Consider the following 12,314-nt stretch of genomic DNA (forward strand, 5'->3'; position numbering starts at 1 on the left):
GATGACTTTTGGCCGTTCGACATTATTCACGCGTTATCTTTAATCCATGCTTGCCAAGGTAACACTTTGGCATTGGCTAATATTGTTTGCTGAGTTGCCTCTATAAGTAGACAAAACTTTTGCCAAATAGTTTGCGGGGCAACAAACTGTTCGTTTGATTGTTGTGCAATCCACAACGCTAACGCTTCATTATTTGGCTTTACTGCTGCCATCCATTGTAACAGCTCTGGTATCACAGTGGCTAACTGGCTATCTCTCAAATATGGGGGCACTTTTTTAATAATCAACTGCCCGTAGCGAATTGTTAACTCAATACCGAGTTGACGCAAAAAAGGTTCATTCTGTTCAAGTATTAATTGCCACTCAGGTTCGGCTTTTATCGATACAGGCATAAGTAAGGGCTGGCCGATTAATCCTGTCGCCAATTTTTGCAAAACCTCCTGCTGAACAACAGCTTTTTGCACTGCAATTATTGGCATTAATTTTAATTCACTTTCACACACTATGACCCAAAATTGATTATTTAACACATTAGGCATAGGTTTAGTGATGGCTGTATTTGCTAATATACTAGCAGGAAATTGATTGGCATCTGTGTTGTTAACAGCATCGGATACTTGTAGAAGTTGGCCATAACTCTCAATCGTTGTTTGACTGATATGTTTATTAGGTGACTGTGTATAAGAGTTCGATGATGGTGTATAAGGATTAACCGTAGGAGCTTTACCGCTTGTATTGACATCATAGCGAGCTTTACTGTCAGATGGTCCGCCAAATGAGTGGTTTGCTTGCCCAGGCACATGCATACGACCAAATTGACTGATACTATTTGGACGGTCTAATTGCTCGCTTACTGGGTGACTCTCAGATAAGTCTGTTCCTACTGACTCTGACAATGAAAAGTGTTCAGCTGTAGACTCGGTCTGCGGATAATTATTGGCAGTAAGTGGGACTTCATCTTTTGAGTCCGGCACTGGCACCAAGTCACGGATTTGCATTAAAGCAGATTGCAACGCTTGTAATATAAAATCATGTACATAACGTGATTGATGAAAGCGCACTTCATGTTTTGCAGGATGCACATTCACATCAACTTGGTGTGGATCTAAATCCAACATCAACACATATCCAGGTTGATGTTCTACACCTTGCTCTGCAAATGCTTGTCTTACTGCATGATTCACTAGACGATCGCGCACTAAACGACCATTAACATAAAAATAGCTACTATCACTGATGACATTATCAAACGGCGACTGCAAATAACCTTGCAACGACAAACCAGCATGTTCACATAACACGGTTAGCGCATTTTCAGCAAATTGACGACCACATATCTGCCCCAAACGTTGTTGGTGCTGAATATCGGTGTTGGCTGGACGATACTGACGAACTAATTTGCCATTATGAGTCAAGGTAAAATGAATATCACATCTCGCGATAGCAATACGTTTTAACCATTCATCAATATGGGTAAACTCAGTTTTATCACTTTTTAAAAAACGTCGTCTGGCCGGAGTGTTAAAAAACAAGTCGACAACATCAATCGTCGAACCTTGAGGGTGCGCTGCTGGCGTCACTTTAACATCCATTTGTGAGCCTTCAGCAAAGGCTTGCCAAGCTTCAGTTTGTTCGGCTGTTTTTGAGGTTAACGTCAAGCGCGCAACAGAGCTAATACTCGCCAGTGCTTCACCGCGAAAACCAAAGCTCATGATGGCTTCTAAATCATCTAATGTATGCACTTTCGAGGTAGCATGGCGCGATAAGGCTAACGCAAGTTCAGCTTGAGGAATACCGCAGCCATTATCACGAATGCGAATCAGCTTACTGCCGCCTTTGTCGATTTCTATATCAACTCTTGTCGCCCCAGCATCTAGACTATTTTCGACCAGCTCTTTTACTACCGAAGCTGGGCGCTCAACCACTTCGCCAGCAGCGATTTGGTTTGCAAGTTGAGGGGGAAGTAATTGAATAGCCATCATTATGCCCTTGGGATCACCAAGTTTTGGCCGATACGCACTACATCAGACCTTAAGTTATTGGCCTTTTTAAGCCCATCAACACTAACACCATAGCGTTTAGCGATAACCGACAAAGACTCACCAGATTGAACCTTGTGTTTAGTATTGGCACTCTTAGACAACAATGTGCCTGAAGGTGGATTTGTTTCAAAATATCTAACTATGCCTTTATGAATAGCATTAGCCAGTTTTTGTTGGTGATTATAATTAACCAGTAACTTTTCTTCACCTGGATTTGAGATAAACCTGGTTTCAATCAAAATAGAAGGAATGTCCGCCGCTTTTAATACCGCTAAACTCGCTGCTTCAGGCTCTTTTTTATGCAGGTGAGTCACGCTACCAAGATCACGCAAAATATCTTTAGCAATATCATTACCCATTACCATCGAATTATTTTTCTGCATATCAATAAGGGTTTGAACTAAATATTTTTCAACATCAGAATTTTGAATAATATCACCCACACCACCTAGCAACTCTGAATGCTTTTCTGTTTGCTCAAGTAATCGACCTAATTCACTGTCAGCGCGGCGCATTGATAGTACCCACGCCGATGCCCCTCTAGGCTGAGGCGATGTAAATGCATCTGCGTGAATAGACAATAATAAGTCCGCTTTACTGCGCCTAGCTAACTCTGAGCGACGATTTAAGTCAACAAAGTAATCTCCGGTACGCGTCATCACTGCTTGCATACCTGGAGTAGCATTAATTTTATCTGCAAGGCGTTTTGAAATATCTAGCACGACACGTTTTTCATAAATACCAGTGGGGCCAATAGAACCGGGGTCTTCCCCACCGTGCCCCGCATCAATCGCTATCACGATATTACGGTTAGTCCCCGAAGAGTGAGTGGTGACTTTAGCTTTGGTTTCTGCGCTAACGGAATCATCTAAATCCACCACCAAACGATTACCGTAAGGGGCTGTTGGCGACAGTGTAAATAAGTTAGATTTAATTGGTTTATTGAGATCCAACACTAATCGTAAAGTCCCTTTCCGGGTGATTGGCTTACCCTAATGCGTTTAATTAATTTACTATTATTGCTTAATCTGTCTAATTGGACTTTATTGCTGGCATTTTTAATATCTACAACTAAACGTTCTGGATTGGTTAAGGTAAACGACTCATATTGAGGCGCTTGCGATAAGTCAAATACCACACGGGTTGATTCTGGTGCAGCCCAAATACGCACACTGTCGAGCTCATTAGCACTGTGTACTGTAAACGAGGTACTTATTATTACCCAGCAGGTAAGGTGAAGAATGGCTTTAAGTAGAGTCATTATTATTTTAATTTTTTCAAAATTGTTTGCCCAGAAGCAGACAAAGCGTTAATTTCAATTTCTCGTTGATTATTTTTATAGCGTAAATGCAAATGAAGATCGGCATCAGGCAACATACCTTGGCCATGCTCAGGCCACTCAACCAAACAAATACTGGTTTTATTAAAATAATCACGAATTCCCATAAACTCAAGCTCTTCAGGGTCAGCGACGCGATATAAGTCAAAATGAAATACATCAAAACCATCAAACTCATAGGGCTCAACTAAGGTATACGTTGGGCTTTTAACCGCACCTTTATGACCTAAAGATTGAATAATTCCACGGCTCAAGGTAGTTTTACCTGCGCCTAAATCTCCCGTTAAAAAAATCGTTAATGGCGGCGTAAATCCCTGAGCAATAAATTGCCCAATTGCTACTGTAGCTTGTTCATTTTCAAGATTTTTAATAATAGAAGTCATATCAAACAGCCAAAAGCATCATAAAAGAGGTTCAAAGCCACAATATACCAGAGTTCTGTATTTATCTCCTACAGCTGCATGTGGCTTTTTTCAACAAATAAAAATGCCAGCAATATCATTGCTGGCATTTTTTGAGTTGATGAGAAGCTAAATGTTGACTTAGCCTAAATATCATCCATACGAAGCACACTGTGCACAAGACGCTTCTGCTGAATTTTTGCGACACGGATGACATCAAGCAATGCACTTTTCGCATCATTTGAAGAGGTTAATTCTGCGGTCTTTTCAAGAAATTCAATCAAACGATTCTCAAGATCAAGATGTAACTCTAACACTTGCTCCTCGTCCATATTAGCGGGTAAAGTAGTGTCATCACAACGCTTGATAAAATCCTCAAAAACGACATCTTGATACCAGGTATCAAGAATTTTAGCGGGTGCATCTTCAATATAACTTTCTAACGTGTCGTGGATGTGCTTTTCATGTTGCTGAAAGTATTCCAACATTAATTTCACACGAGAAGAATCAGCATTCCGGTGTAATCTTTTATACAGTTTGCTCATGTTTAATCGACATTTGGCAACATACTCAAGTAATTCACTTAATTGTTGAATACGCATATATCACTACCTCACTTTACTTCCTGAGATCATCAGGGATAACTTCATTATTAGAAATTTCAATTAACAAGTATTTGAGCAAGGTCATATTTTTGATTGTTTGATGTTTTTATATTAGGGATTAATAAAGATATGCGTACTGGATCACTTAACAGAATTGAGAAAGATTTTAGGAATTTTGATATTTAACTCAAAATGAGGATTATCAGTATAGCGATACACCCACCACAACGTACTCAACTATGGTAGATAGTGTATTTAACGATACCAGTCATGAGGACAGACTTATAATAGGGCTACTACATTTAAACTTCCGCTATTAGACAAATGCTTACTACTAGCGACTAACGAAGTCTACACTTCACATTCAAAGTATGTCGAAATTCACTTCAGGTAAACATTTGAATCCGGGTTTCGCAAACAGATAGCCTTGCATCAGCTTTACGCCCGCATTTTTAGGAAACAAATATTCTTGATAAGTTTCAATACTCTCAACTAAAGGCGTAACATTAAGCTCAGCAAACATAAGGTATCAGATTTTCTAAAAGCGCAACTGAGCTAATATCGAATTTCAAACTAGGGGTGACGTGGTTTAATTGATACGACTAACCCAGTTAAGACATAATTGATTTAACTGGAGATTCAAATGAAAACACGTAAATCCTATTCAAAAGAATTCAAGCTTGATGCCATTACACTGGTAAGAGAGCAAAATTACAGTATTGCTGAAGCCGCTAGAAATTTAGAGGTGACTCCTCAACTGCTCGGCCGCTGGATAAAAGAAGCAGAAAATGATGATGGTCATGCATTTAGAGGCAACGGCAAGCTGACACCTGAGCAGGAAGAGATCCGCAAGCTAAAGGCACAAGTAAAGCGCTTAGAAATAGAGCGTGAAATATTAAAAAAAGCGACGGTCTTCTTTGCCAAAGAAACGAAGTGAAATACGCGTTTATTACCCAAAATAAGAAGATCTGGCCTGTGATATTAATGTGTCACGTGTTGGGTGTGAAAAACAATAATTACTACAGCTATCAAAAGCGGAAGTCTCAGTCACCTGTTGATACAGAGCATCAAGAGATGTTGCAGTGGGTTAAGGATATTGCCGAGTTTAGCGATAACACCTACGGACAAAGACGCATTCAAAAGGCATTGAATTCCCTTGATTACCCTGTTGGGCGTAGGAAAACATCGCAACTGATGAAAGAAGCAAACGTTTGGGTGCGCTATAAAAAGAAGTACAAAGCAACAACCAACAGCGGCCACAAGAAGCCTATATATGAAAATGAGCTTGAACAGGATTTTGATGTTCGATGCGCCAATCAAGCGTGGGTTCAAGATATTACGTACATATGGACTGCCGAAGGATGGCTGTATTTAGCCGTCGTAATCGATCTCTATTCCCGTAAAGTTGTTGGTTGGAGTATGGGCAGCAGAATGAAGGCACTACTCGTTTGTGATGCGCTCACAATGGCTATATGGCAACGAAAACCTAAAGCTGGATTGATAATACACTCAGATCAAGGTGTTCAATATGCGAGCCATCAATATAGACGAATACTGAGGCTGCATAAGTTTGTCGGCAGTATGAGTAAGAAAGGATGTTGTTGGGATAATGCAGTAGCTGAAAGCTTTTTCGGAAGCTTGAAGCAGGAACGAGTTCATTGGCGCAATTATCGAACACGCTACGCAGCTCAACAAGATGTCTTGAATTACATCACTATGTGGTACAACAGCCAACGGATGCATTCATACCTTAATTACCAAAGTCCCAATGAATTTGAGCGTACGGATAAGCCGTTAACAGAAGTGGCATAACGAACTTAACTAGGGTGACCGAATTCAGTTGACCAGGTCACTATACCTTGGCAAACAAAAAGGTATCGCAATTTTTAAAATCGCAACTGAGCTAATTTTTATTAGCATCTTGATGATGTAAAATGGAAAAATTTTAAGGAGGTAGATGATTTTGGAGCGACATATCAGGTTCGAACTGATGACCTATACCTTGGCAAGGTATCGCTCTACCAACTGAGCTAATGTCGCTTATTGTTGCTTCATTTGTAACAATCAATAAGGTATCGTCTTTCAACCTGTATCAACTGAGCTAATGTCGCTTATCAAAACTAACTTTGTAATTTGGAGCGACCATCTCTTTTATAAAGAGTGGTTCGAACTGATGACCTATACCTTGGCAAACAAAAAAGGTATCTCATTGTCTAAAATCGCAACTGAGCTAATGTCGCATATCAAAATCATGCCGGAATTTGGAGCGACATATCAGGTTCGAACTGATGACCTATACCTTGGCAAGGTATCGCTCTACCAACTGAGCTAATGTCGCTTATCAAAATCATGCCGGAATTTGGAGCGACATATCAGGTTCGAACTGATGACCTATACCTTGGCAAGGTATCGCTCTACCAACTGAGCTAATGTCGCTTATTACTTGCTTCATTTGTAACAATCAATAAGGTATCGTCTTTCTACCTAAACCAACTGAGCTAATGTCGCTTATTTCTGTATTTCAAATTCCTACTTTCTATCATTCAAAGTTTAACACTCTGTAGAAAGTTGAGGCCGCATTATAGGTAATATTTCATCTGCTGCAACCCCTTTTTGCACTCTTTTTACAAAAATTGAATCGTTTGGTTAAATTTTAAATACCTGACCACGATAATACTGCAATTCAGCAATCGACTCTTTGATGTCTTCTAATGCTTGATGGGTATTCTTTTTAGAGAAACCATCCATAGTTGCAGGGCTCCAACGACGGACTAATTCTTTAATGGTACTAACATCCACATTACGGTAATGGAAATAGTCTTCAAGCTCTAGCATATACTTGTTCAAAAAGCGGCGATCTTGGCCAATGCTATTACCACACATAGGTGATGCCCCTTTAGGTACATAGTGTGATAAAAACTCAATCGTTTGATCTATGGCATCTTGCTCACTGTATTTACTGGCTTTAACCCGATCAATTAGACCTGATTCACCATGGTGCTTTTGATTCCAATCATCCATTCCCGCTAGCACTTCATCGGTTTGATATATAGCTAAAACAGGCCCTTGGGCAATGATATTTAAATCTTGATCTGTCACTAACGTGGCAATTTCAATAATTCTATCAACTTCAGGCTCAAGCCCTGTCATTTCAAGATCAACCCAAATCAAATTTTTCGCATCAGCAGCCATATCGTTCGCCTTTTCTATCTATTGCCCTAATTTCAGGCTTTTTTATTTCATTGCGTGTATCATAATCCTTTTAAGACACAAAAAAATACCTTTAATTGATGAAGATCTCTCTGTGAGCAAAAAGAAACCCCTAAGCCAAGGCCAATTAAGGCGCATGCGTGCAAATCAATCAAAACGATTAAATCGCACCGACTCAGCCAGCGACAGTGCTGATATTCAAGATCATTTATTAACGCCTGAACAAGCTGGTGTGGTGATCTCTCGTTTCGGCCAACATGCTGATATTGAAACTCAAGATGGCATTATTACCCGTTGTAATATTCGCCGTGCAGTCACCAGTCTAGTCACGGGGGACAGAGTCGTTGTGCGTTTAGCGACAGAAGTACAATCCAATGCCAACATTGGCGGTATTGTTGAAGCTGTACATCCGCGAAAGTCGTCTCTTACTCGCCCTGATTTATATGATGGCGTAAAAATTATTGCGGCTAATATTGATCAAATTCTTATCGTGTCATCGGTATTGCCTAGTTTCACTACCCAAATTATTGACCGCTATTTAGTGGCCTGTGAAGACACAGATATTGCGCCGGTTATTGTGCTAAATAAAATCGATTTATTGGACGATGAAAACCGCCCTGAAATTGAACAAGCATTAGCTCGCTATCGTGACATTGGTTATCAAGTTTATCAACTGAGTAGCCATACTGGCGAAGGCATTGCTGATCTTAAAGATTTACTCAAAGATAAAGTCAGCGTATTTGCTGGACAATCTGGTGTTGGTAAATCATCGGTCATTAATGCATTAATGCCAGAAGCGGATTTACTGATTGGCGATGTGTCTGGTAACTCGGGTTTAGGTCAACACACCACGACAACCGCAAAGCTATTACACTTTGCCAGCGGCGGTGATTTAATCGACTCTCCGGGTGTACGCGAGTTTGCGTTATGGCATTTAGATGCTCAACGAGTCGGTTGGTGTTTTATCGAGTTTAGAGAATTTTTAGGGACTTGTAAGTTTAGAGACTGCAAACATGGCGATGACCCAGGTTGTGCACTACAAGCAGCCCTAAAAGAAGGCAAAATTACCCAAGATAGGTTTTATAACTATAACCGGATTATTGCCAGCCTTGACGAACAGCGCCATGCTCGACATTTTCGTGCCATTGATGATATTTCAAAGTAATAAATATCTAATTGGGTGCGTTTAAGCTAATAGATCTAACCTAAATAGATCTAAGCCGTGTCTAAGATACTTGAAAGTAGTCAGTGCATATCTGGCGTAAAATTAATAAATCTATTGTAAAAAACTAATAAGAAAGTAAGGAAATTAAATTGGACTCATTAAAAATTGCTTTGCAATACATCATGCCAAAACATTTTTTATCGCGCCTAGTCGGCAAATTTGCCGCCGCAGAAGCTGGGATACTAACCACAGTATTTATTAAGTGGTTCATTAATCAATACAAAATTGACATGTCAGAAGCAGCTAAAAGTGAGCCCGAAGCTTACAATACTTTTAATGCCTTTTTTACCCGCGAATTAAAGCAAGGTTTGCGTCCAATTAATCAAGATAAACACATTATGGCACACCCAGTAGATGGCGCTGTTAGCCAATGTGGGCCAATTGAATCTGGCAACATTTTCCAGGCCAAAGGTCATAGCTATACCTCGCAAGCTTTACTCGGTGGTGATAAAGCCGATGCAGACCGTTTTGATGGCGGTGATTTTGCAACTATCTATCTTGCACCAAAAGACTATCACCGTATTCATATGCCAATAACTGGCACCTTGTCTAAAATGACTTACGTACCGGGCGATTTATTTTCAGTTAACCCACTTACAGCACAAAACGTGCCAGGCCTTTTTGCCCGTAATGAACGTGTAGTGGCTATTTTTGAAACCGAAATAGGCCCATTAGCCATGGTATTAGTTGGCGCAACAATTGTAGCGAGTATCGAAACCATTTGGGCTGGTACAGTTACCCCACCAGGTGGCAAGCAAGTCTTCAGCTGGGATTATCCAACCACAGGCCCTAAAGCACTAACATTAGAGAAAGGGGCTGAAATGGGCCGCTTTAAATTAGGTAGTACTGTAGTGATGTTATTTGCTCAGGATGCCATTGATACTTTCGCTGATGGAGTTGAGCCTGGTGAAGTGACTCGCTTAGGTCAGGCATTTGCCAATATTAATATTAAATAGAAGTTAACCGTGACGACTACTAAACCCCGTTCAGGATTAGTTGAAGTCCATCTAGCCGTACTACTATTTGGTGGTACGGCGCTTTTTTCTAAGCTTATTCCGCTAAGTGCGCTTAATATTACCTTCTTACGCTGTATCGTCGCCGCCTTGGTGCTGGCTATACTGGTAAAGGCCAGTAAACAACCCCTTAAGTTACACCATAGCAAAGATTATTTTATTGCCATTTTACTCGGTATCTTAGTGAGCTGTCATTGGGTGACATATTTTGCCGCAATGCAGTTATCATCTGTTGCTATCGGTATGATTGCCTTTTTTACCTATCCTGTAATGACAGTATTAGTTGAGCCATTAATTAACCGCACTCAACTTAAATGCATCGATCTGGTATCAGGTTTCGCTGTATTAATTGGCGTTATTCTATTAATCCCTGAACCCAATCTTAATAATGACATTACCTTAGGTATTTTAGTTGGTGTATTATCCGCTGTGTTATTCACCGCCCGTAACCTACTGCATAAACGCTACTTCACTGGCTACAGTGGGCCGCATGCCATGTTTTATCAAACACTCGTTACTGTGATATTTTTAAGTCCGTGGCAAGACGTCAGTACGGCGGATCTTAATCAGCACACTTTAGGGTTAGTTATATTGTTAGGGGTGGTATTTACCGCCGCACCGCATGCTTTATTTACCACCGCGCTACGCTATTTAAGTGCAAAAACGGTCGGATTAGTATCCTGTTTACAACCATTTTATGGTGCCATTTTAGCATTAATCGTTTTGGGTGAACAATTAACCATCCAGACCTTGATTGGTGGAGCAATTATTGTTGCAACGGCATTATTTGAAACCCAGCAAAGTCATAAGAAAAACAAAATTTAACCTTTCGGCCCTAGCCATATCTTGGTAATTGGGGCAAATTAGCACAATTGTAATTTTGCTTACTGATAACCAGAGACCATATCATGCTTATATTTGCCCACCGTGGCGCCAGTGGATATCATCCCGAGAATACCTTGGTTGCAATGCAAGCCGCGTTAGATATGGGTGCAGAAGCGATAGAGCTCGATGTCCATAATGTTGAAGGGCAATTGGTGGTATTTCATGATCGCCGCTTAGAAGGTAAATCTAACGGCAAAGGTCTTATCCGCCACGCGTCATTAAATCAATTAGCCAAGCTTAATGTTAAACGTCAACCTATACCCACTTTATGGCAGGTGCTTGAACTGATTCAAGGCCGCTGCATCGTCAATATCGAGCTAAAAGGCGATGATACTGTATCGCCACTGTTGGCTTTATACCCTCAGGCTATTTCAGTTTTAGGCTTCAAACCCGAACAGTTATTAATGAGTTCATTTAATCATCCCTACCTTGCCCAAATCAAGCAAACATTACCCACGGCTTACGTGGCACCGCTATTGGGAGGTATTCCACTCGATTTAGCCAAAAGCGTCACTGATTTACAAGCATACTCTGTGCATATTGATTTGAGTTTTATCAGCCAAGCATTAATCGATGACGCCCACCAGCGTGGCGCTAAAGTGTATGTTTATACGGTGGATAACCCAGATGACATTCGCGCACTAAAAGCCATTGGCGTTGATGGAGTATTCAGTAATTACCCCGACAAAGCCAAAGCCGCTCTTGCCCAAGCCTATGACAATTATATCGCTTGGTTTGAATAATCACTTTTTAACTAACGGCTACGAGGCCATCAAGACTAATTTGATACGCTGATCGTCAGCACCAAAAAGGACGTATTGCTTTAGACAGATACCGCACCTAAAGCGGTACAGCACAGGGATAAAAATGAGCATTATTGTTGCACTTAACAACATCAATAAAGGGTTTAAAGACGGAGGTACATTCCATCAAGTACTTGATGACGTTAGCCTGACTTTAAGCCAAGGACAGACTGTGGCATTAACCGGTCCCAGTGGCAGTGGCAAAAGTACCCTTTTAAATATTATTGCTGGTTTTGAAACCTTAGACTCGGGCCATTTATTATTAGCATCGTCCTCAGTATCTCTTAGCGAACAAAGCCTTAACAAAATTACAGACTGGCAAGATGCGCATTGGAGTGCATATCGTAGACAATGTTTAGGTGTGGTATTTCAACAATTCAATTTACTCACCCCCTTGAACGTCAAAGACAATATCAGTTTTGCATTAGCGCTAAATAACCAACCTTGGAATAGCTGGTGTGATGAATTATGCCTGCAACTTGGGTTAACTGAATTACTCGCTAGGCCAGTTGAAACCTTATCCGGAGGTCAACAGCAACGCGTTGCTATTGCGAGGGCTTTAGCGCATAAACCACAACTTTTACTCGCTGACGAGCCAACGGGTAACCTTGATGAACATGCAGGAATGCAGGTGATGTCACTGTTAACAGAACTGGCTAAACAAGCCAATACTTGCATTTTAATGGTAACTCACAGTGAACAATGTGCTCAATTTATGCAAACCCGTTGGCACCTACAGCAAGGTCATATTATTGAAACCCATGCAAGCCAAAATCTGATGGTGTAATAGC

At 40.7% G+C, this 12,314-nt stretch carries 10 protein-coding genes, 3 tRNA genes and 2 pseudogenes; 6 read left to right on the forward strand and 9 right to left on the reverse strand.

The annotated features are described in order from the left end of the window. Positions 1–26: 26 nt before the first annotated feature. The 5 genes and pseudogenes from mutL to L0B17_RS17235 form a co-directional block, all read right to left on the reverse strand. A complete protein-coding gene (gene mutL / locus L0B17_RS17215; protein WP_235089910.1) occupies positions 27–1,979 on the reverse strand; it encodes a DNA mismatch repair endonuclease MutL in 1,953 nt (650 codons plus the stop codon). A gap of 2 nt (positions 1,980–1,981) precedes the next feature. Then, a pseudogene (locus L0B17_RS17220) lies at positions 1,982–3,303 on the reverse strand (N-acetylmuramoyl-L-alanine amidase). Positions 3,304–3,305: 2 nt separating this feature from the next. After that, the gene (gene tsaE, locus L0B17_RS17225; protein WP_235086502.1) at positions 3,306–3,764 is read right to left on the reverse strand and encodes a tRNA (adenosine(37)-N6)-threonylcarbamoyltransferase complex ATPase subunit type 1 TsaE; all 459 of its coding nucleotides are present in this window, start codon (positions 3,762–3,764) and stop codon (positions 3,306–3,308) included. A 164-nt stretch (positions 3,765–3,928) separates the two neighbouring features. Then, a complete protein-coding gene (locus L0B17_RS17230) occupies positions 3,929–4,384 on the reverse strand; it encodes a hypothetical protein (RefSeq protein WP_235086503.1) in 456 nt (151 codons plus the stop codon). Positions 4,385–4,751: 367 nt separating this feature from the next. Then, a pseudogene (locus L0B17_RS17235) lies at positions 4,752–4,910 on the reverse strand (EAL domain-containing protein); the annotation flags it as partial. A 120-nt stretch (positions 4,911–5,030) separates the two neighbouring features. On the opposite strand from L0B17_RS17235, the gene L0B17_RS17240 reads away from it, so the two are divergent. After that, a protein-coding gene (locus L0B17_RS17240) for an IS3 family transposase (protein ID WP_235086504.1) occupies positions 5,031–6,199 on the forward strand; the annotation gives its coding sequence in 2 pieces (ribosomal slippage) (positions 5,031–5,277 and positions 5,277–6,199; 1,170 coding nt in all). Positions 6,200–6,351: 152 nt separating this feature from the next. On the opposite strand, the gene L0B17_RS17245 is transcribed toward L0B17_RS17240, so the two are convergent. From L0B17_RS17245 to orn, 4 genes are all read right to left on the reverse strand, one after another. Further along, positions 6,352–6,427 (reverse strand) — tRNA-Gly (locus L0B17_RS17245). 222 nt (positions 6,428–6,649) lie between these two features. After that, positions 6,650–6,725, reverse strand: a tRNA-Gly gene (locus L0B17_RS17250). Positions 6,726–6,747: 22 nt separating this feature from the next. After that, positions 6,748–6,823 (reverse strand) — tRNA-Gly (locus tag L0B17_RS17255). Positions 6,824–7,033: 210 nt separating this feature from the next. Beyond that, the gene (gene orn, locus L0B17_RS17260) at positions 7,034–7,579 is read right to left on the reverse strand and encodes an oligoribonuclease (protein WP_235086505.1); all 546 of its coding nucleotides are present in this window, start codon (positions 7,577–7,579) and stop codon (positions 7,034–7,036) included. A gap of 112 nt (positions 7,580–7,691) precedes the next feature. Here orn and rsgA point away from each other — a divergent pair, with 112 nt between their 5' ends. The 5 genes from rsgA (at position 7,692) to L0B17_RS17285 (ending at position 12,310) form a co-directional block, all read left to right on the forward strand. Then, the gene (rsgA, locus tag L0B17_RS17265; RefSeq protein ID WP_235086506.1) at positions 7,692–8,762 is read left to right on the forward strand and encodes a small ribosomal subunit biogenesis GTPase RsgA; all 1,071 of its coding nucleotides are present in this window, start codon (positions 7,692–7,694) and stop codon (positions 8,760–8,762) included. A 149-nt stretch (positions 8,763–8,911) separates the two neighbouring features. Further along, the gene (gene asd, locus L0B17_RS17270; protein WP_235086507.1) at positions 8,912–9,778 is read left to right on the forward strand and encodes an archaetidylserine decarboxylase; all 867 of its coding nucleotides are present in this window, start codon (positions 8,912–8,914) and stop codon (positions 9,776–9,778) included. Between the two features lie 9 nt (positions 9,779–9,787). Beyond that, a complete protein-coding gene (locus L0B17_RS17275) occupies positions 9,788–10,660 on the forward strand; it encodes a DMT family transporter (protein WP_235086508.1) in 873 nt (290 codons plus the stop codon). 83 nt (positions 10,661–10,743) lie between these two features. Further along, positions 10,744–11,463: a glycerophosphodiester phosphodiesterase gene (locus L0B17_RS17280; RefSeq protein WP_235086509.1), complete on the forward strand. Its 720-nt coding sequence runs from the start codon at positions 10,744–10,746 to the stop codon at positions 11,461–11,463. 124 nt (positions 11,464–11,587) lie between these two features. Next, the gene (locus tag L0B17_RS17285) at positions 11,588–12,310 is read left to right on the forward strand and encodes an ABC transporter ATP-binding protein (protein WP_235086510.1); all 723 of its coding nucleotides are present in this window, start codon (positions 11,588–11,590) and stop codon (positions 12,308–12,310) included. Positions 12,311–12,314 lie beyond the last annotated feature (4 nt).

Source organism: Shewanella sp. OMA3-2 (assembly GCF_021513195.1).
Lineage (GTDB): Bacteria > Pseudomonadota > Gammaproteobacteria > Enterobacterales > Shewanellaceae > Shewanella.